We start from the raw sequence: 19,686 nt of genomic DNA on the forward strand, positions 1-19,686 counted from the left end.
ATGCGGCCGCTCGATCCGTTGATGCAGGAGGCGCTGCCGGTTATTCGGAAGCTGGAGAGCGGCGGATTTGAGGCGGTGTTCGTCGGCGGCTGCGTCCGCGATTCGTTGATGGGACGCCCGCTCGCCGATATCGATATCGCCACTTCGGCTTTGCCGGAGCAAGTCGCCGCCCTGTTTCCGCGGACGCTGCCGACCGGCCTTCGCCACGGCACGGTAACGGTCCGTTCGGGCGGTCGGACCTGCGAGGTGACGACATACCGCGTCGAATCCGGCTATCACGATCACCGCAGACCGTCGGAGGTCGAATTCGTCGACGATTTGACGACAGACCTGATGCGCCGCGATTTTACGATCAACGCGATCGCGATGCGGGCGGACGGGACGGTCGTCGACCCGTTCGGCGGCATCGCCGATCTGAAACGCCGCGTTATCCGCTGCGTCGGCGATCCGGAGGAACGGTTTCGCGAGGACGCGTTGCGGATGCTGAGAGCGATCCGCTTTGCTTCCGTTTTCGGCTTCCGGCTCGCCTTCTCGGTTTGGAAGGCGCTAGTCCGGTGCCGCGAGCTGCTGCGCCACATTGCGATGGAACGGATTCGCGCCGAGCTGGAGAAAATAATGGCAGGCCCGGACCCGGGACGGGGGCTCGCCCTGTTGACGGCGGGCGGTTTGGCGGCGTATACGAAGGAACCGCTGCCTGAAGCGCTGCGGGCGGCAAAGCGGCCGGACCCGGGAAGCCCGCTTGCGCGCTGCGCCGGGGGACTGAGCCAAGTCGCCGGACTGAGCGAACGGCTGGCCGCGCTGTTCATGATGGCGGGCGCAAGTCCCGAGGATGCCGCGTCCGCGCTGAAGACGCTGCGGTTTCCGAAAGCGGAGACGGAACGGATCGTTTCCGTCGTTCGCCTTCACGCCATGACAGGCGGAGAGAGACCGCTCGGGGAACCGGCACCGGTGCCGGAGAATCCGGTTCATTCGGCGAGTCGCACGCAATGGATCGATGCTGTTCTCGCATGCGGCGCGGAAGCGGCGGACGGCTGGCTGTCCATTGCCGGCGCCTGCCGGCTCGTGCCGTCCGACGTGCAGGCGCAGCGCCGGACATGGCTTAAGGAGTTGCCTGCGGCTTCCGTGCGTGAGCTGGCCGTGGGCGGGTCGGATCTGATTCGGCGGCTCGGTCTGACGGCGGGCCCCGCCGTCGGCCGATTGCTGGACAAGCTGCTTCGGGAAGTGGCGTACGGCCGGCTGCCGAACGAACGCGAGGCGCTTCTCGAGCAGGCCGAAACATGGAACAAAAACAGGGGTGACTGACGATGACTCCAACGTTGCTGGAGCTGCTTGAAGCGAAACCCGGACAGTATGTGTCCGGTGAGACGATAAGCAAAGAGCTCGGCGTCAGCCGGACGGCGGTATGGAAGCAGATTCGGAAGCTTGAGGAGGCCGGCTACCGGTTCGAGGCGTCCCGACGACTCGGCTACCGGCTTGTCGGAAAGCCGGACCGGCTCACGGCGGACACGCTGATGGGGCAGCTGCGGACGCAGCGGTTCGGCCGGCGCGTTTATTTGTACGACGAGCTCGGATCGACGCAGGACGCCGCGCAGAAGCTTGCGGAGGAAGGCGCGGAAGAAGGCACCCTGGTCATTGCCGAGCGGCAGCTGAACGGCAAGGCCCGGATGGGGCGAAGCTGGATTTCGCCGTTCGGCAAAGGCATCTGGATGAGCATGGTGCTGCGCCCGCCGCTGCCGGTGCATTCCGCTCCGCAGATCACGTTATTGATTGCCGTCGCGCTTTGCCGGTCGCTGCGGCGCAACACCGGATTGCCGATCGGCATCAAGTGGCCGAACGATCTGCTTGTAAACGGCAAAAAAATAAGCGGAATCTTGCTGGAATCGTCGGCTGAAGACGAGCGGCTGCGCTATATTGTGGCCGGCGTCGGCATCAGCGTCAATCTCGAGCCGGCCGACTATACGCCCGAGGTGGCCGCGAAGGCGACGTCGCTGGCGATCGAATGCGGGCGCAAGCTGGACCGGACCGCGTTGCTTGCCGATTTCCTGGGCGAGTGGGAACAATTGTACGAGCTGTATTTGACGGAAGGGTTCGGTCCGGTCAAGTCGTTGTGGGAAGCGCTGGCCGTCGTGCTGAACCGGCCCGCCGTGCTGACGACCCCGCAAGGAATCGTGGAAGGTACGCCGATCGCCCTGGACGACAGCGGCGCAATCAAGGTAAGGAAAAAAGACGGCACGGTAATCGACGTTTTTTCGGCGGAAATGGGCGAGCCTGCGGAAGAAGGCGGCGAATAACGAGATGTCCGGGGCAGATGATCGTTCATTTACGGCCGCAACATTTTCTGCTATACTCGAAACGAACGGGCGGTATCGCATGTCGCCGAACTGCACCGTCGTGTTATGGGGTATGATACAGGTTAATAAGAAGTAACTGCAGGCATTGCGCACTCTGCTCTGAGCCGTAGGGACCGAGACAGAAGGAAGCAAGCATAGGAACCAATGGAACGGCCTATGCACCGATAACGGTTGCGTTTCAATTTGTCGGCTTGCGTTTCCTTTTGATTGGGAACCTTTTTAGCGGCGGCTAAAAGGTTTTTTTTTGCGTTCAGGCATTCTCATTCAAAAAGGAGAGGATAACGATGAGCCATAGCCATAGGCCGCTCACCATTACGAAATTGAAAAACATGAAACAGGAAGGCGTTCCGATATCGATGCTGACCGCTTACGATTATCCGTCGGCCAAGCTGGCGGAGGAAGCGGGAATCGATCTGCTGCTCGTCGGCGATTCGCTCGGCAATGTCGTGCTGGGATACGAGACGACGATTCCGGTAACGCTGGACGACATGATTTATCATACGAAAGCGGTGGCCCGCGGCGCCGCCGGCACGTTTATCGTCGCCGATATGCCGTTTATGACCAGCCGTGTCGGCGTCGAGACGGCGCTTCGCAGCGCCGCGCGACTTATGCAGGAAGGCGGGGCGCATGCGGTCAAGATGGAAGGCGGCCGGGAAATCGCCGACGAAGTGGCGGCCTGCGTGCGCGCGGGTATTCCCGTTATGGGCCATATCGGCCTGACGCCGCAATCGGTTCATCAGATCGGCGGCTACAAAGTGCAGGGCAAGCTGGAACAGGAAGCGGAGCGTCTGCTCGCGGACGCGCTTGCGCTCGAAAGCGCGGGCGCATTCGCTATCGTGCTGGAGCTCGTCACCGAACCGATTGCCGAGAAAATTACGAACCGATTGTCTATTCCGACAATCGGGATCGGCGCCGGGCGCCATTGCGACGGTCAGGTGCTCGTCTTCCATGATTTGCTGCAATACGCTTCGCCTTACCGCGAGAAACGGTTCGTAAAAACGTATGCCGATATCGGCACGACGATTCGCGACGCGATCGGCCGCTATGTCGGCGATGTCAAACAACGCGCATTTCCCGAACAGCGCCACGCATTCGAAGCTGCGACGGCGGCGCAAAGCAAGGATGAGGCGATGTCGTTGTACGGCGGGCAAGACGGGAGGAAGACGCCATGAACATTAGCAGAAGCATTGCCGACGTAAGGGAGCGGATCGCCGCCTTCCGGCGCGAGCATCCCGGCGCGTCCGTCGGATTCGTTCCGACGATGGGATATTTGCATGAAGGGCATGCCGCTTTGCTGCGCCGTTCCGTCGCGGAATGCGATTTTACGGTGATCAGCATTTTCGTCAATCCGCTGCAATTCGGCCCGAACGAAGATCTGGAACGTTACCCGCGAGACGAGGACCGCGATCTGAAGCTCGCCGCCGAATGCGGCGCCAATCTCGTATTTCTTCCAACCGTTGAGGAGATGTATCCGAAGCGGCAGCGCACGATCGTATCGGTCAGCGGCGTAACCGAACGCTTGTGCGGCGCCTCGCGTCCGGGACACTTCGACGGGGTGGCGACAGTTGTCAGCAAACTGCTGCACATCGTCGGGCCGGATCGGGCATACTTCGGTATGAAGGACGCTCAGCAAATCGCGGTCATCCGGACGATGGTCGAAGATTTGAATTTTCCGGTCGACATCGTCCCGGTGGAGACCGTTCGGGAGCCCGACGGCCTTGCGCTCAGCTCGCGCAACGTGTACCTGTCTCCCGAAGAGCGGCGCCAGGCCGTCGTGCTGTCGCAGGCGCTCGAACACGCACAGAGGTGGAGCGCGGAGCCCGGCATGACCGCTCCCATTCTGGAAGAGCGGGTCAAATCGCATATCCGGACGGCGCCGCTGGCCGTCATCGATTACGTGGAAGTATTGACGTATCCCGAACTGGAACAGCCCGGCGCCGATACGCCGCTGGCCGAAATTTCCGGGGAACTGATTTTGGCGTTGGCCGTCAAATTCGGCAGCACGCGTCTCATTGACAACCGTCTGCTGAATCTGCAGGAGGTGACTCAAGCATGTTCCGCACCATGATGAAATCGAAGCTTCACCGGGCGACGGTAACCGAAGCCAATCTCAATTATGTCGGAAGTATTACGATCGACGAAGAATTGATGGAACTGGCCGATATTTGGCCGAATGAAAAGGTCCAAATCGTCAACAATTACAATGGCGCAAGACTGGAAACGTACGTTATTCCGGGAGAGCGGGGATCGGGCGTCATCTGCCTTAACGGGGCGGCAGCCCGGCTCGTACAGCCTGGAGACCAGGTTATCATCATTTCTTACGGTTTAATGACCGAGGAGGAAGCGAAGGCGTACGCGCCGAAAGTAATCGTACTGGATTCGCATAACCGTCCGGTCGCGACGATGGCGGAGGAGAAGCACGCCACTATTTTGTAACGAAAGGATTATGCTGACTGAAGGCTGCTGCGTAATTGCAGCCTTATGTAACGGCTGGCATGGGGTATGAAAAGCACCCCATCGACGCAGAATGAGCGTAACACTTTCTCATTCGAAGCGAAGGTGGGATGCGGCTTATGTTTCGCCAAATGTTTGCGGTCATGAATGAACTGCTTGATGAAATTTTGACGACTTATCCCCATGTTTCCGATGAAGAGCGGCTGCGCCTGAACGAGCAGATCGATCAGCTGCGCACCGTAAGCGACTCCCTGATCGAACAATGGCTGGGATTTGAAGAAAAAATGTCGGCATTTTACGAAATGGCCGGCGGAACGCAGCAGCCGGATCAACCGGCGAAAGCTTCTGCCGGCAAGCAGGCGAAGGGAACCGGCGGCGAGCCGGCCGACGCGGAGGCATTATCCGAATCTGCCTTATACTTGACCAAAGGACAAGGCTATTTCAAGCTGTTGATGTTCGAGCAGGCGGCGGACGCTTTTCAAACGGCTGTCGCCAAGGCGCCGGAATGCAACCTGTCGCGTCTGTTTTTGGCGATGTCGTTCATGCATTTGCAGCAGTGGGACGAAGCACAGAAGCATTTTCAACTGCTGGTCGCATTGACCGACCATCCCCGTCTGCAGGCTCTCGGATACAATGCGCTCGGCTGCATCCAGGCCGTTCATCTGCAGTTGGAACAAGCGGAATATTATTTTCGCAAAGCCCATGAAACCGACCCCGGCTTTGCGGACCCGCTGAATAATTTGAAATCATGCAAGGAAAAGCGCGGCCACATGGCTTTGTATTTCGGGAGCGCCGAGCTTAGTTGTATGTGAGAGGATCGGGAACCGGATGAAATTTGCTGTGTTGGATTTGGAAACGACGGGTCATCAGCCCGATGATGATATTATACAAGTCGGGATCGTGGTGCTTGACGAGGAGCTGGCCGTTATCGATACGTACAGCTCCTTCGTCCGTCCGAACGGCGGCATTCCGCCGTTCATTACCCGATTGACGGGAATTGACGACCGCACTGTCGAAAATGCGCCCGAGCTCGATGAAGTGATGATGGCAGTCGTCCGGCTTATCGGCGACACGGTGCTCGTCGCGCACAATGTCGGGTTTGACGCCTCTTTTTTGAATACGGCGCTCGACCGGTGCGGATACGGGCCGTTCGTCGGACGAAGGCTGGATACGATTGAGTTGCTGCGCATTTTATATCCGTCGCTCGGCACATATCAGCTCGGTTCGGTAACGGAGCTGTTCGGCATAAGGCATGACCGCCAGCACCAGGCCGACAGCGACGCCATGGCGACGGCGGAACTGTTCGCGGCTTGCGTTCGCAAAATGCGGGAGCTGCCGCTCTTGACGCTTCAACGGTTCGCCGGTATTATTCCGGAGTATGACGATTTGGGCTGGTTCGTCCGTCAAGTTTTGGATTGGAAGCAAACCCAAACTTCCGTCGATCCGGACGCCTACGCCTATTATAACCAATTCGCGCTCAAAGCCGGCGACTGGACCGATGAGTTGCCGCCGCGGGCCGAAATGGAAGAATCGCCGCTCGAGAACGTATCGTACGAGCAATATTTGAGCGGCGTCAAATCGCGCTTCCGCGATCTGTTCGACCGCTATGAGGAACGCGAGGCGCAGGACCAGATGTTCCGGGAAGTGCATGAGGCGCTGGAGAACGACAGCCATTTGCTGATCGAGGCCGGGACCGGAACAGGCAAGTCGCTCGGCTATTTAATTCCTGCTCTTTATTATGGTATCCGCCAGGAGAAAAAGATAGTCGTCAGCACGCATACCATTAATCTTCAGGAGCAGCTTCGCCAGCGCGACATCCCGCTGCTGCAGGAACTGCTTCCGTTCCCTTTTAAAGCCGCGATATTTAAAGGCAGAGGCAATTACTTATGCTTGCGCAAATTCGAAGCCAAAGTCAACAGCCGCGATTTCGCTTCGCCGATCGACGACGCGCTGACCGCATCGCAAATGGTGACATGGCTCGGGGAGACGGAAACGGGCGATCAGGAGGAGTTGAATCTCGGAAGCAAGGGAGCCGAGTTTTGGAGCACCGTGGCAAGCGACGCCGACTCCTGTCTGAACCGCGCCTGCCCGTGGTTCAGGCGCTGCTTCTACCACCGGGCCAAGCATGAAGCGGGCCTGGCCGACGTCATTATTACGAATCATTCGATGCTGTTCACCGATATACGCGCCGAGCATCGGCTGCTGCCGGCCTATGACCATCTGATCGTCGACGAGGCGCATCATCTGGAAGAAGTGGCGGGCAAGCATCTCGGGCTGCAGCTTTCCTATTATTCGCTCGTGCAGCCGCTTACCCGGCTCGTCAAAGACGCTCGTCAAGGTCTTCTGATGGCGCTGCGCGTCAAGCTGACAGGCGAAGACGACGAATTCGCGCAAGCGTGGCGGGAAACGATCGACGAGCTCATTCCGGCGCTCGCCGAAGCGAGAGAGCATTGGGACAAGCTGTTTGAGCTGCTGCATGGCGTAGCGGGCAAAGGCGGCGACAGCCAGGATAACGCGCAGACGGTGTACCGTCTGCGGAGAGATCGCATGCCTGGGGATTGGGAAACGATCGCGGGCGTCGAAGCGAACGTTTACGCCGCGCTTCAGCCGGCCGTCCGCAAGCTGGACAAGACGTTGTCGGAGATCAAGGAACGGTCGGACGACCATGCGATGCAGGCGCTCGTGACCGATTTGAACGGCTGCGTCAAAGATATTTCCAGAGCCCGGGACGATTTGCGCACGTTCATTAAGGCGGACAAGGCCGACACCGTTTACTGGATCGAAACGGGAACGTCCGGCCGCCCCGGCCGATCGGTTCATCTGTTCGCCGTGCCTGCCGATGTAAGCGGCGAGCTTCGCGAATATTTCTTCAACCGGAAGAAGAGCGTCGTTCTGACAAGCGCCACGTTGTCGGTTCAGAAGTCGTTTCAATACGTTTGCGAACAGATCGGGTTGTCGGGGCAGGAGGAGCAGGGCCGCCTCAAGACGGTGCAGCTGCCTTCTCCGTTCAATTATCGCGAGCAGGCGCTCGTCATCATTCCGCGCAATTTTCCCGTTCTGAAGGGCGCGAACGGCGACGAACGGTTTGTCTCGATGCTGGCTTCGTCGCTTGCGGAGGCGGCCCGCGAAACGAACGGACGGATGCTCGTCCTGTTTACGTCGTACCGTATGCTCAGGCACACTTACGACAAGCTCAAGGAAGAGCTGTCGGACAGCGGCATTCAGGTGCTGGGACAGGGTGTGGACGGCGGCAACCGCAGCAAGCTGACGAGGCGGTTCGTGCAGCAGCCTGCTTCGGTGCTGCTCGGCACGAGCAGCTTCTGGGAAGGAGTAGACATTCCCGGCGAAGCGCTCACTTGTCTGGCGATTGTACGGCTGCCTTTTCAGCCGCCGAATCATCCGCTCATCGAAGCCAAGTCGGAAATGCTGCAGGAGCAGAAGCAGAATCCGTTCATGAAGCTGTCCGTCCCGCAAGCGGTCATCCGATTCAAGCAAGGCTTCGGCCGTCTGGTCAGAACGGCGCAGGACCGCGGCGTCGTGCTGATCTATGACACGCGAGTGATTGAGACGTATTACGGCAAACATTTTCTGTATTCGCTGCCGGGACCGAAAATCGAGCATATGCATCTCGATAAAATGATTCCCAGGATGCGCGAATGGCTGGCAGGCGGCCATCGGAAGGAGGCGGAAGCATGAAGCAGTCGAAAATATCGGAAGCGGTCGTCAAACGGCTGCCGGTATACCTCAACGTTCTGACGGAGCTGTCCAAGCGTGATGTCCAGACCGTCTCGTCGCAGGAGCTCGGACAGAAGCTGGACCTTAATCCGGCGCAAATCCGCAAGGATCTGGCCTATTTCGGCGAATTCGGACGCAAGGGCATCGGTTATGACGTATCGTATCTGATCGAGAAAATACGCCAAATCCTGAAGCTCGACAAGCCGCTGCACGTCGCTCTTGTCGGTGCCGGCAATCTGGGACATGCCCTGTGCAATTACAATACCTACGTCGAGGACAATATGAAAATTACGGCCGTTTTCGACGCCCATCCGGGCAAAGTCGGGATGAAAATCAACGGCCTGACCGTTCAGCCGATGGAGGAACTGAAGGAAACGGTCGGCAGGCTCGACATCCGCGTCGGCATCATTACGGTGCCGGCTGTCGAAGCGCAAAATGTTGCAGACCGGTTTATCGAGGCCGGCATTGAAGCCATTCTCAATTTCGCCCCGGTCATTTTAAAGGCGCCCGACGAGGTTCGGATTCATCATGCCGATTTTACGACCCAACTGTTAAGCCTGGCCTATTATTTGGATAAAGAAAGGGACGAAACCGATGAAGGAATGGCTGATTGAGAACGGAATTTTTGTCACGATGGATGAGGAGCATCCGGTCGTGCGCGGGTATATGCATGTAGTAGGAGACCGGATTGCCTATATCGGTCCGGAAGCGCCTGCCGGCGTGTCGCCGGATGCGGAGAAAGTAAGCGGTCAAGGACTCGTCTTCATGCCCGGGATGATCAACACGCACGGCCATGCGTCGATGACGCTGCTTCGCGGCTATTCCGACGATCAAGTGCTGCAAGTGTGGCTGCAGGAAAAGATGTGGCCGATGGAAGCGAAATACGAGGCACGAGACGTGAAAACGGGAGCTGCGCTGGCCATCGTCGAAATGCTCAAATCCGGCACGACGCTGTTCGTCGATATGTACGACCGGATGGAGGTTGTCGCGGAGGTGGTCGAGCAGTCCGGCATTCGCGGCACTCTGATGCGCGGCGTTATCGGTCTCGGGCCGGAAGAGGAGCGCCGGTCGAAGCTGCAGGAGGCGATCCGTTTCGTCCGGGATTGGCACGGCAAGGCGGACGGCCGGATTACGGCGATGATGGCCCCGCACGCGCCGTATACTTGTCCTCCGGCGTATATCGAACAGTTCGTGCAGGCCGCCCACGATCTGAACGTGCCGCTCCATACGCATATGTCGGAGACGATTGCGGAGGTGGAGCAGAACGTCCGTGATTACGGTGCCCGGCCGGTCGAGCATCTGGACCGTCTCGGCTTCTTCTCGCGCCAAGCGCTCGTCGCGCATGCCGTTCATCTAACTGACGAAGAGATTGCGCTTCTGGCCGAACGCGGCGTATCGGTATCCCACAATCCGGCCAGCAATTTGAAGCTGGCAAGCGGCGTCGCGCGGGTTCCCGATATGCTTCGGGCTGGCGTCAAGGTTTCGCTTGGGACGGACGGGGCGGCAAGCAACAACAATCTCGATCTGTTCGACGAAATGCGGCTTGCGGCGCTCATCCATAAAGGCGTATCGGGCGACCCGACGGCCGTGCCGGCGATCGAAGCGCTCCGTCTGGCGACGGTATACGGCGCGCGGGCGCTCTGGCGGGACGATCTCGGGGTGCTCAAGGCCGGCATGAAGGCCGACTTTATTGCGCTGGATACGGAGCAGGCCCATTTCTATCCGCATTCCGATCTCGTATCCCATCTCGTCTACGCGGCGAACGGCCGCGACGTCCGCCACGTATGGATCGACGGCCGCCAAGTGGTGAAAGGCGGCGTGTGCACGCTGCTTGACGAGGAGAAAATACGCCGCGACGCTCAACAGTCGTTCGAGCGTCTCATTAACGGCTGATGCGGGCGCAACGCAAAAAAGCGCCCCCGATCATGACGCCGCGGCGTTGGGCGGCCGTTGCCGCTGCGGCGTTGCTGCTCGCCGTCATCGCCATCCACCAATATTACCGGGTTATCCAGCAGCCGGTCTGGAACGAGGAACGGGAAGCGTCCGCAAGGGCGAAGGAGCTGGCCGGACTGACCGAAGTATTGCGCGCTGAAAAGGTCGTCTGGGACGAGACGTTCTGGATTGTCAAAGGGATCGACGGCGACGGCGAAGAGGTATGGGTATGGTTGCGGGATCGCGGTATCCGGACGGTCAAGGCGGCCGAGGCGGTCTCGCCGGACGAGGTGAAAGAACGGGTCCGCAGCCGCTACGCGGGAGCCGATATCGTCCGCATCCGCCCCGGACTTCTGCAGGGCGAGCCGGCGTGGGAAGTGTTTTATTCGCTGCCGGATGCGGGCGGCAAATATTTTTACGATTTTTACGACTTTAAGGACGGAACGCACAAGGTAACGTACCGGATTCCCGGACGTACCGCCGACTGACGTTTCCTGATATTACACCCCCTTTTGCGCATCGCGCTATGATATACTTTTCCTATAGATCTGTCTGCTAGGCGAAGTGAATCATGGTGGCGACGAGGAAGGGGGTTTTTACATCATGAACATCAAACTGCGAATCGTTCCCATCATTCTAACCGCCGTATTGTCTGCCGGACTGCTGTTCGGCGGTTGGTTTCTATATAAGCAAGTGGTAGTGGCCGGCCCGCTCGAAGAAGCGCTGCGGGAAGTGCCGGGCGTCGTGTCGGGCAAGCCGGTTATCGATGCCGATCATGTGAACGTGCATCTCAAGCTTGCGCCGGATGCCGATCTGCGCGAAGTATATGAGCGGATCGTCACGCAGGGGGCGCCTGCCATCGGCGACCGAAAAGTCCGGCTCTTTATCGAAGATTCGGAGGACGCCGGACTGGAACCGATATGGTCTGCCGTTTTGTTCGACGTGGCGGAAGCGATGGAGACGAGGCGGTACTCCAAAATTCCGGCGGCGCTGAAGGAGCTGGAGCAAGCTTATCCGGGCTTCAAGGCCTCGACCGAAATCGACGCCGACAATGTGTATATTACGATGCGCCGGGGCGATGCCGTGAAGCATGTCGTGCTGCCGCGCATTCCCGATACGCTGGGAGTGTGGCCGAATGCTTAAGTACGGTAAGGAAATCGCGATCGGCTTCCTGCCGGTGCTGCTCGTTTTTCTTGTCTTCCTGAAGGTGAATATCGTGCCGCTGCTGCTCGTCGCCGCGCTCGGCGGCCTTCTGTTCTATGCGGTGCGGGCGCGAGGCAACGTTGCGCCGGCCGGCGGGAAGCGCCGTCTGCCGGCGCGCTCGTCCGTACAGCTAACGTTCGACGAGATCGGGGGACAGGAACGGGCGAAGCAGGAGCTGACCGAGGCGCTCGATTTTTTGGTGAATCAGGAGCAAATTGCCAAGTTCGGCATACGCCCGCTGAAAGGCATTCTGCTGACCGGGCCGCCGGGAACCGGCAAGACGCTGCTTGCCAAAGCGGCCGCCCATTATACCGATTCAGTCTTTGTAGCCGCATCCGGCAGCGAATTTGTGGAGATGTACGTCGGCGTCGGCGCGAGCCGCATCCGCGAGCTGTTCAAGGAAGCCCGCAACAAAGCGGTCAAGGCCGGCAAAAGCGGCGCGGTCGTCTTCATCGACGAAATCGACGTCATTGGCGGCAAGCGGGACGGCGGCCAGCACCGCGAATACGATCAGACGCTGAACCAGCTGCTGACCGAGATGGACGGCATTCATACGTCCGATACGCCGCGCATCCTGCTGATCGCAGCGACGAACCGCAAGGAGATGCTGGATAGCGCGCTGCTTCGTCCGGGACGCTTCGACCGGCATATCGGGGTCGATCTGCCGGACAAAAAAGGTCGGCAGCATATATTGAACATTCATGCCCGCAACAAGCCGCTCGCCGAGGACGTGAGTCTGGAGCAAGTGGCCGAAGAAACGTTCGGCTTCTCGGGCGCACAGCTGGAGAGCGTCCTGAACGAAGCCGCCATCTACGCGATGCGCGAGAACGAGGAAGCGATCCGGCAGCACCACTTGGCGATGGCGATCGACAAAGTGATGATGGGCGAGAAAACCGACCGCGAAGCGACGCGGGAGGAGCGCGAGCGCGTGGCGCTTCACGAGTTGGGCCATGCGATCGTCGCCGAGCTGGTGCGGCCGGGCAGCGTCTCCCAGGTGGCGCTATCGCCGCGCGGCCAGGCGCTCGGCTATGTCCGTCACAATCCGCAGCAGGACCGGTACCTGTATACCCGGGAATTTCTCGAAGGGCAAATTATGATCGCGCTCGGCGGGGCTGCGGCGGAAGAGATGTTTTACGGCGACCGCAGCACCGGCTCCCGGGGCGATTTCGAGCAGGCGATGGGGATCGTGCGCACAATGGTTGAATCGGGACTGACAGAAGCGGGCATCGTCGACAGCAGCATGATGACGCCCGACAGCTGGGCGAAAGTGACGGGGACGATTCTGGACCGGCTTATGGAACGGACGAAGGAACTGCTCGCCGGCTACAAAACGGTATTTCTGCAATCGCTCGACGTGCTTGTTCACGAGGAGACGATGGACGGGAACCGGTTCCGGGAACTGCTGGCGGAGCACGGGGAAAGCCGCAGCGCGTAAGCGGAAGGCGGTTTTTGTACGCCGTTTGCGCAGCGTTCGTAAATTGTTCACAATGCGATATAGAAAAAAAAGGCGGGCGTGCGGCTCGCCTTCTTATTTTTTTTGCGAACCGTTATAATATAAGATGTGAACGGCACGACGCAAAGTCAGAAGGGGGAACATTCATGAGAATCAAAACAGTCGGTGTCGTCGGTGTCGGCACAATGGGTCAAGGTATTGCGGAAATGCTTGCCTTCAAAGGGCTTGACGTATATATTGTCGAACAATCTCCGGAGAAGCTGGCTTACGGCAGGGAGATGATCGAGCTGAGCCTGGACAAGCAAATCGAGAAGTGGGCATTGACGCTGGCCGAGAAGAAGCTGGTGCTGAACCGGATACATAATGCCGCCCGACTCGACGAGCTGTCCGACTGCGAACTGGTCATTGAGACGATTACCGAAGATTTGGACAGCAAGAAAGAGGTGATCGGCCGGTTGGACCGGATATTGAGTCCAGACGCCATCATTGCGAGCAATACGTCGACGCTCAGCTTGACGGAGCTGGCAAGCGTAACCCGCCATCCGGAGCGGGTCATCGGCATGCATTTTATATATCCGGTTCATAAAATCGATCTGGTCGAGCTTGTCCGCGGCTTGAAGACGTCGGACGAGACGTTTTCCCGCACCAAACATTTCGTCGAAAAGACGATTCATAAAAAAGGCATCATGGTGTTCGAATCGCCCGGATTTGTGACAACGCGGCTGATCTGCCTGCTCATCAACGAGGCGCTGCACGTGCTGGAGGAAGGCGTGGCGTCTGCGGAAGATATCGACAGCGCGATGCGGATCGGCTATTCGTTCCACCACGGACCGCTGGAGATGGCGGACCGGTTCGGTCTCGATTCGGTATTGGCGGCGCTGGAGCGGATGTTCCGGGAATACGGCGAACTGAAGTACCGGCCGTCCATCGTGCTGAAAAAAATGGTACGGGCAGGCCAGCTCGGCGTCAAAACCGGCGCCGGCTTTTTCAAATACGACAAGGATGGGGACAGGCTATGAAAGTACTCGTGATCAACGCGGGCAGCTCCTCGCTTAAATATCAGTTGTACAATATGGATGACGAATCGGTGCTGGCGAGCGGCAGAGTCGAGCGGATCGGCATGGATTCCTCGATCGTGACGCATGACGCGGCAGGAAAGCCCGAAGTGCGGAGCGTCAGCGAAATACTTGATCATGTCACCGCGGTGAAGCGCGTGATCGAAATGCTCGTCCACCCCGAATTGGGGGTATTGAAACGGATTGACGAAATCGACGCGGTCGGCCACCGGGTCGTGCACGGCGGCGAGGCGTTCAAGGAATCGGTGCTCGTGACGCCCGAGGTCAAGCTGGAAATCCGCAAGCTGTTCGATCTTGCGCCGCTGCACAATCCTGCCCATATGATGGGTATTGCCGCGGTGGAAGCGAATTTGCCTGACGTGCCGCAGGCTGTCGTTTTCGATACGGCCTTTCATCAGACGATGCCGGAAACCTCTTACTTGTACGCGATTCCGAAGGTGCTGTACCGTCGGCACAAAATCCGTCGCTACGGCTTCCACGGCACGTCGCATCAATATGTAAGCGACAAGGCGGCCAGGCTGCTCGGACAGCCGCTTGAATCGCTCAAGATGATTTCGGCCCATATCGGCAACGGGGCGAGCGTAACGGCGATTTTGCACGGCCGGTCCTACGATACGAGCATGGGGCTGACGCCTTTGGAAGGGCTGATGATGGGGACGCGCAGCGGCGATCTCGACCCGGCTATCGTGCCGTTTGCGATGGCCAAGGAAGATCTGACGATGAGCGAGGTCAGCTCCATGCTCAACAAGCACAGCGGCCTGATGGCGATTTCCGGTTCGACGAGCGATATGCGCGAAATTGTCGAGGCGATGCGGGAAGGGGACAAAAACGCGAAGCTCGCCTTCGATATGTACACGTACCGGATACGCAAGTATATCGGCGCTTATGCTGCGGCGATGAACGGGCTGGATGTCATCGTTTTCACGGCCGGCGTCGGCGAAAACTCGGTTGAGCTGCGGGAAGCGGTCTGCAGCGGGCTGACGTTTCTCGGTGTCGAGCTCGACAGGGAACGAAACGCCGAACGCCGCAAAGATCCGCGCATTATTTCAACTGACAACTCGCGGGTCCGGGTGCTGGTCGTGCCTACGAATGAGGAGCTGCTGATCGCGCGCGATACGTACCGGCTCGTGCTGCAGACGAAGAAGCCGGACGATCGGTCGAAGGAGATAATCGAAAAGGTGGAGTGATCGGACATATGGACAATCTGTCGTTCATCACGATCGGCCAGGCCGCCGATTATGCGGGCCAGCGCGTGCGCATCGGCTGCTGGCTGTACGGCAAGCGTTCCAGCGGGAAAATTCAGTTTTTGCAGCTCCGTGACGGCACGGGCCTGATGCAGGGCCTTGTCGCCCGGCAGGACGTTGCCGATGACGTCTGGGAAGCCGCCCGCAGGCTGACCCAGGAGAGCTCCCTGTACGTGACGGGAACCGTCAAGGAAGACGCCCGCAGCGTATCGGGCTATGAACTGGTTGTGGAAGCGATCGACGTGATCCAGCTGGCGGAGCCGTATCCGATTACACCGAAGGAGCATGGCGTCGATTTTCTGCTCGATCACCGCCATTTGTGGATTCGTTCGCCGAGACAGCGGGCGATTCTGAAAATCCGTGCGGAAATTATACGGGCAATCCGGCAATTTTTCGACGATAACGGCTTTACGCAGGTCGATCCGCCGATTTTGACGCCGTCCTCCTGCGAAGGTACGACGAATCTGTTTCATACGAAATATTTTGACGACGACGCGTATTTGAGCCAAAGCGGCCAACTGTACATGGAAGCAGCGGCGATGGCGCTCGGCAGAGTGTATTCGTTCGGCCCGACGTTCCGCGCCGAGAAATCGAAGACGCGTCGCCATCTGATCGAATTTTGGATGATCGAGCCGGAGATGGCGTTCGTCGATCATGAGGAAAGCTTGCGCATTCAGGAACGGTTCGTCGCGCATGTCGTGCAGACGGTGCTGGAGCGATGCGGGCGGGAGCTGGCGACGATCGGCCGCGACGTCTCGAAGCTGGAAGCGGTCAAGGCGCCGTTCCCCCGGATGACGTACGACGAAGCGATCGAATGGCTGCGCGGGCAAGGCTTCGACATTTCCTGGGGCGACGATTTCGGCGCGCCGCATGAGACGGCTATCGCGGAACAGTTCGACCGGCCGGTATTCATTACGCATTATCCGACCGGCATCAAATCGTTCTACATGAAGCCCGATCCGAACCGGCCAGAGGTCGTGCTGTGCGCCGATCTGATCGCCCCGGAAGGATATGGGGAAATTATCGGCGGATCGCAGCGCATCGACGATCCCAAGCTGCTGGCGGAGCGTTTCGCCGAGCACAAGCTGCCGGAAGACGACTATCGCTGGTATCTCGATTTGCGGCGGTACGGGTCGGTGCCGCATTCCGGCTTCGGTCTGGGGCTGGAGAGGACGGTGGCCTGGATATGCGGTCTCGATCACGTTCGCGAGACGATTCCGTTTCCGCGCATGCTGTACCGGCTTTATCCGTAATAGGGTCGGTCGGAGCTTTGGAGATCGCGCTTGCTTGACCGCAGCGCAGGCGTAAAGCGCGGTCCGTTTAAGGAGGCTGCAACATTTGTCCGAAGAATTGAGGAAAGCTTACGCGAAGGGAAGGGCAGCCGCTGCGGAGGAAGGCGGAGTATATATTCCGTATATGCTGCTTTCCTCTTACAGACGGTTGGGCCTGAACGATTCCGAAGCGATGCTGCTCATTCAGATGATGGCGTTTCGCGAATGCGAACGGAACGAATTTCCGACGCCGGAACAGCTCGCCGATCGGCTTGGCGTCCCGGCGGCGGCAGTCGTGCAGCTGCTCAGAAGGCTGCTGAAGGAAGGATTCCTCGCCATCGAAGAGGAAGTCGATCCGGCGACAGGCGTTCAGTCGGAACGGTATAATTGGCGCGGGTGGATACGCATGGCGGCCGAGGCGGCGGAATCCGAGAGGCGCGTCGGCGGGGTTCGCCCGGCAAGACGCGCGGAGCGTTCCGCAGCCGGCGGCGATTTGTTCACCGTGTTCGAGCAGGAGTTCGGGAGACCGCTGTCGCCGATGGAATGCGAGACGATCAGCGCATGGCTCGATCAGGACCGATACCCGGAAGAGCTGATCCGGTTCGCCTTGAAGGAAGCGGTGTTTGCCGGAAAACTGCATTTTCGCTATATTGACCGGATATTGATCGAATGGAACCGCAATCGCGTCACGACGGTGGAAGAAGCGAAGGCCCATTCGAGCAAATTTCGCGCCGGCCGGGGATAGGCCGTGCGAGATCAGGCCGTAACGAGGTTAAGCTGTAACGAGGTGCCCTGTGCGAGTCAGGCCGCGGCGGGAAGGGGGAGCGCGGGTTTCGCGAACGGTGCGCAGCCGCGCGTGAGCGGTAGCGCAGGTCTCTCAATCGGTGCGCAGCTGCGGGTCGGTAGCGCGGATCGAGAACGGTGCGCAGCCGCGTGGGCTGTAGCGCAGGTCTCACGATCGGTGCGCAGCCGCGTGGGCTGTAGCGGATCTCACGATCGGTATACAGTTGCGTGGGCTGTAGCGGGTCTCACGATCGGGGCACAGCTGCGTGAGCGGTAGCGCGGATCAAGAACGGTGCGCAGCCGCGGGGACTGTAGCGGATCTCACGATCGGTATACAGTTGCGTGGGCTGTAGCGGGTCTCACGATCGGGGCACAGCTGTGTGAGCGGTAGCGCGGATCGAGAACGGTGCGCAGCCGCGGGGACTGTAGCGGGTCTCACGATCGGTATACAGTTGCGTGGGCTGTAACGCAGGTCTAGCGAACGGTTGCGTATTTGCGGTGTCGGTAGCGCAGGTCTCACGATCGGTGCGCAGCCGCGGGGCTGTAGCGCAGGTCTAGCGATCAGAGGCGCGGCCGTGTGAGTGGTGGCGCAGGTCTTGCGATCGGAGGCGCAGCCGCGTGAGCGGTAGCGCAGGTCACTGCGTACCGCGACTTGCTAGCCCGCTCGGGGAGGGCGCGGGTGTCGCCGGCGCGCCGCAGCGCGCTATGCGCTACGGCCCGGGTTTGACGGCATACAGCAGCGTGATGCCGCCGCGCAGCGGCTTCGTGACGACCGAGTAATGCTGCGTCCGTAAAGCTTCGGACATGGCCGAAAACGCGCCGCCATCGAGGCGGTCCGTGAGCGCGAGCCGGCCGCCGGGCAGCAGCACGCGGTCGATTTCGGCCAGCGCCAACATCCGCTCGTCTTCGCGCAAATGCTGCAGGGCGAAGCTGCTGCCGGCAAAGCGGTACGTCCGCGCCGGCAGCGGCAGCGCCAGCAGGTTGCCTTGCTTGACCGGCAGCTCGGGAAAGCGGGAGCGCATAATGCGGATCATTGCCGGCGATTGCTCGACGCCGGTAACCGCTGCCCCGGATGCGGCCAGCCGGCCGGACAGATTGCCGGTTCCCGAGCCGAGATCGAGACCGGCTTCCCCCGGCCGAGCGTCGATCCAATCCGCCGTCGCCGTCAGCGCTTCCTCGTAATCGTGCGGATCGACGGGCGGGGAGAGCGTCATCAGCGGAGCGTCCTCGCGATATTTGACGGCCATATCGTCGAAGTCGAGGCGGGCGCTCCACGCGCTGCGGATCGAGCGCTTCTCCTTGAACGGGGCCGCGAGCGCCTCCAATTCGCCGATCGCCGGCGTCCGGCCGCGCCAACTTTCCATCCCGCGGTCGAGCGATTCGAGCCGCCGCGACAGGTCGACCCATTGCTCGTACAGCTCGGCGCGCGCCCTGTCCATCGTTTGCCGGAACCGTTCATCATCTTCCCGCGCCGCCAGCGCATCGGCGATAAACGGAATCGGCAATCCCAACTCGCGCAAGGCGACGATCCAGCGCAGCGTCTCCAGATCTTCCGTCTCATACTGGCGGTATCCGCTGCCGGCATCCTTGGCCGGCGCGACCAGTCCGCGTTCCTCATAAAAACGGAGCGCTCGCGGCGTAACGCCGAGCAGACGGGCCGCTTCGTGAACTTTCATAATCTGCGATCACCTCTCGGGTATCTATGTGAACGTTGACGCTGCGTCAAAGTCAAGGGCTGCCGGCTGTCCCCAAAAAGCCGCGGTTTTCCGGCGCAACCGGATTCCGCGGCTTTTTCGAGATTTAAGAAAGTATAAAATTCACTTCCTAATTTGCCTGTCTAACCGTCCGCGTCTTCCGTCAAAACGTCCCCGGTCCGTCGGTGCGCCTCGTCTTCCGTCAAAACGTCACTCGTCCGTTGGCCCGCTTCGCCGTCCGTCAAAACGTCACCGGTCCGTCGGTGTGCTCCCCCCTCAGCGCCCCCGGCTCCCGGCAGATTGCTTTGGCGAAAAGCCTGCAAAAGTGCAGGAATTTTGGCCCGAATGACCGACTATGGGGTAGTGTCAAGAAGTTTGTGTAACGTAGTAGATATATCCAGAAGTGGTTGCGTGAACGCATAGTGTTTGAATGTTCTGACACCTTGGCGAACATAGCCCAAGCGTAGGCGGGGGCGCTGGTTTTTTATTC

General features: G+C 59.6%; 17 protein-coding genes. 16 read left to right on the forward strand and 1 reads right to left on the reverse strand.

Translation table 11 applies throughout. The features are described 5' to 3' along the window. The 16 genes from ABEV74_RS21320 (at position 1) to ABEV74_RS21395 (ending at position 17,464) form a co-directional block, all read left to right on the forward strand. Positions 1 to 1,302 carry a CCA tRNA nucleotidyltransferase gene (locus ABEV74_RS21320; protein WP_430149415.1) on the forward strand — a complete coding sequence of 434 codons (1,302 nt, stop codon included), beginning with the start codon at positions 1 to 3 and terminating at the stop codon, positions 1,300 to 1,302. Between the two features lie 2 nt (positions 1,303 to 1,304). Further along, positions 1,305 to 2,291 carry a biotin--[acetyl-CoA-carboxylase] ligase gene (locus tag ABEV74_RS21325; RefSeq protein ID WP_430149418.1) on the forward strand — a complete coding sequence of 329 codons (987 nt, stop codon included), beginning with the start codon at positions 1,305 to 1,307 and terminating at the stop codon, positions 2,289 to 2,291. A gap of 344 nt (positions 2,292 to 2,635) precedes the next feature. Next, entirely contained in the window at positions 2,636 to 3,523 is an 888-nt protein-coding gene (gene panB / locus ABEV74_RS21330; RefSeq protein ID WP_430149421.1) for a 3-methyl-2-oxobutanoate hydroxymethyltransferase, read from the forward strand. Next, entirely contained in the window at positions 3,520 to 4,419 is a 900-nt protein-coding gene (panC, locus tag ABEV74_RS21335) for a pantoate--beta-alanine ligase (RefSeq protein ID WP_430149424.1), read from the forward strand. Before panB ends, panC begins: the two co-directional genes overlap by 4 nt. After that, positions 4,404 to 4,787 carry an aspartate 1-decarboxylase gene (gene panD, locus ABEV74_RS21340; RefSeq protein WP_062492789.1) on the forward strand — a complete coding sequence of 128 codons (384 nt, stop codon included), beginning with the start codon at positions 4,404 to 4,406 and terminating at the stop codon, positions 4,785 to 4,787. The genes panC and panD overlap by 16 nt, the downstream gene beginning before the upstream one ends. Positions 4,788 to 4,924: 137 nt before the next feature. Continuing rightward, positions 4,925 to 5,617: a tetratricopeptide repeat protein gene (locus ABEV74_RS21345; RefSeq protein ID WP_430149427.1), complete on the forward strand. Its 693-nt coding sequence runs from the start codon at positions 4,925 to 4,927 to the stop codon at positions 5,615 to 5,617. A 16-nt stretch (positions 5,618 to 5,633) separates the two neighbouring features. Then, complete coding sequence (gene dinG, locus ABEV74_RS21350) at positions 5,634 to 8,501, forward strand: ATP-dependent DNA helicase DinG (protein ID WP_430149429.1); 2,868 nt, start codon at positions 5,634 to 5,636, stop codon at positions 8,499 to 8,501. Then, on the forward strand, positions 8,498 to 9,154 hold the full coding sequence (locus ABEV74_RS21355) for a redox-sensing transcriptional repressor Rex (protein WP_213528835.1): 657 nt from the start codon (positions 8,498 to 8,500) through the stop codon (positions 9,152 to 9,154). Before dinG ends, ABEV74_RS21355 begins: the two co-directional genes overlap by 4 nt. Beyond that, positions 9,135 to 10,433 (forward strand): amidohydrolase, encoded by a 1,299-nt coding sequence (locus ABEV74_RS21360; RefSeq protein WP_430149432.1) that lies wholly within the window; start codon positions 9,135 to 9,137, stop codon positions 10,431 to 10,433. Before ABEV74_RS21355 ends, ABEV74_RS21360 begins: the two co-directional genes overlap by 20 nt. A 32-nt stretch (positions 10,434 to 10,465) precedes the next feature. Continuing rightward, a complete protein-coding gene (locus ABEV74_RS21365; RefSeq protein ID WP_430149434.1) occupies positions 10,466 to 10,960 on the forward strand; it encodes a cell wall elongation regulator TseB-like domain-containing protein in 495 nt (164 codons plus the stop codon). Positions 10,961 to 11,075: 115 nt separating this feature from the next. Continuing rightward, positions 11,076 to 11,615, forward strand: a complete 540-nt coding sequence (locus tag ABEV74_RS21370; RefSeq protein WP_430149437.1) for a hypothetical protein — start codon at positions 11,076 to 11,078, stop codon at positions 11,613 to 11,615. After that, on the forward strand, positions 11,608 to 13,110 hold the full coding sequence (locus ABEV74_RS21375) for an AAA family ATPase (RefSeq protein WP_430149440.1): 1,503 nt from the start codon (positions 11,608 to 11,610) through the stop codon (positions 13,108 to 13,110). Before ABEV74_RS21370 ends, ABEV74_RS21375 begins: the two co-directional genes overlap by 8 nt. Positions 13,111 to 13,274: 164 nt before the next feature. Further along, positions 13,275 to 14,147, forward strand: a complete 873-nt coding sequence (locus ABEV74_RS21380) for a 3-hydroxyacyl-CoA dehydrogenase family protein (RefSeq protein WP_213531484.1) — start codon at positions 13,275 to 13,277, stop codon at positions 14,145 to 14,147. Further along, positions 14,144 to 15,391, forward strand: a complete 1,248-nt coding sequence (locus ABEV74_RS21385; protein ID WP_062492798.1) for an acetate kinase — start codon at positions 14,144 to 14,146, stop codon at positions 15,389 to 15,391. The genes ABEV74_RS21380 and ABEV74_RS21385 overlap by 4 nt, the downstream gene beginning before the upstream one ends. An 8-nt stretch (positions 15,392 to 15,399) precedes the next feature. Beyond that, positions 15,400 to 16,701 carry an asparagine--tRNA ligase gene (gene asnS, locus ABEV74_RS21390; RefSeq protein ID WP_213531490.1) on the forward strand — a complete coding sequence of 434 codons (1,302 nt, stop codon included), beginning with the start codon at positions 15,400 to 15,402 and terminating at the stop codon, positions 16,699 to 16,701. A gap of 85 nt (positions 16,702 to 16,786) precedes the next feature. After that, positions 16,787 to 17,464, forward strand: a complete 678-nt coding sequence (locus ABEV74_RS21395; RefSeq protein WP_430149445.1) for a DnaD domain-containing protein — start codon at positions 16,787 to 16,789, stop codon at positions 17,462 to 17,464. Between the two features lie 748 nt (positions 17,465 to 18,212). On the opposite strand, the gene ABEV74_RS21400 is transcribed toward ABEV74_RS21395, so the two are convergent. Then, a complete protein-coding gene (locus ABEV74_RS21400; RefSeq protein WP_430149448.1) occupies positions 18,213 to 19,178 on the reverse strand; it encodes a MerR family transcriptional regulator in 966 nt (321 codons plus the stop codon). Positions 19,179 to 19,686 lie beyond the last annotated feature (508 nt).

Source organism: Paenibacillus cisolokensis (assembly GCF_050481165.1).
GTDB classification, from domain to species: Bacteria; Bacillota; Bacilli; order Paenibacillales; family Paenibacillaceae; genus Paenibacillus_AH; species Paenibacillus_AH cisolokensis.

Excerpts from the sequence above, each read along its gene's own strand:
- panC (WP_430149424.1), top strand. The coding sequence starts at position 3,520 with ATGAACATTAGCAGAAGCATTGCCGACGTAAGGGAGCGGATCGCCGCC.
- ABEV74_RS21365 (WP_430149434.1), top strand. The coding sequence starts at position 10,466 with ATGACGCCGCGGCGTTGGGCGGCCGTTGCCGCTGCGGCGTTGCTGCTC.
- ABEV74_RS21375 (WP_430149440.1), top strand. The coding sequence starts at position 11,608 with ATGCTTAAGTACGGTAAGGAAATCGCGATCGGCTTCCTGCCGGTGCTG.
- ABEV74_RS21345 (WP_430149427.1), top strand. The coding sequence starts at position 4,925 with ATGTTTCGCCAAATGTTTGCGGTCATGAATGAACTGCTTGATGAAATT.
- dinG (WP_430149429.1), top strand. The coding sequence starts at position 5,634 with ATGAAATTTGCTGTGTTGGATTTGGAAACGACGGGTCATCAGCCCGAT.
- panD (WP_062492789.1), top strand. The coding sequence starts at position 4,404 with ATGTTCCGCACCATGATGAAATCGAAGCTTCACCGGGCGACGGTAACC.
- ABEV74_RS21370 (WP_430149437.1), top strand. The coding sequence starts at position 11,076 with ATGAACATCAAACTGCGAATCGTTCCCATCATTCTAACCGCCGTATTG.
- ABEV74_RS21385 (WP_062492798.1), top strand. The coding sequence starts at position 14,144 with ATGAAAGTACTCGTGATCAACGCGGGCAGCTCCTCGCTTAAATATCAG.
- panB (WP_430149421.1), top strand. The coding sequence starts at position 2,636 with ATGAGCCATAGCCATAGGCCGCTCACCATTACGAAATTGAAAAACATG.
- ABEV74_RS21380 (WP_213531484.1), top strand. The coding sequence starts at position 13,275 with ATGAGAATCAAAACAGTCGGTGTCGTCGGTGTCGGCACAATGGGTCAA.
- ABEV74_RS21320 (WP_430149415.1), top strand. The coding sequence starts at position 1 with ATGCGGCCGCTCGATCCGTTGATGCAGGAGGCGCTGCCGGTTATTCGG.
- asnS (WP_213531490.1), top strand. The coding sequence starts at position 15,400 with ATGGACAATCTGTCGTTCATCACGATCGGCCAGGCCGCCGATTATGCG.
- ABEV74_RS21400 (WP_430149448.1), bottom strand. The coding sequence starts at position 19,178 with ATGAAAGTTCACGAAGCGGCCCGTCTGCTCGGCGTTACGCCGCGAGCG.
- ABEV74_RS21325 (WP_430149418.1), top strand. The coding sequence starts at position 1,305 with ATGACTCCAACGTTGCTGGAGCTGCTTGAAGCGAAACCCGGACAGTAT.
- ABEV74_RS21355 (WP_213528835.1), top strand. The coding sequence starts at position 8,498 with ATGAAGCAGTCGAAAATATCGGAAGCGGTCGTCAAACGGCTGCCGGTA.
- ABEV74_RS21360 (WP_430149432.1), top strand. The coding sequence starts at position 9,135 with ATGAAGGAATGGCTGATTGAGAACGGAATTTTTGTCACGATGGATGAG.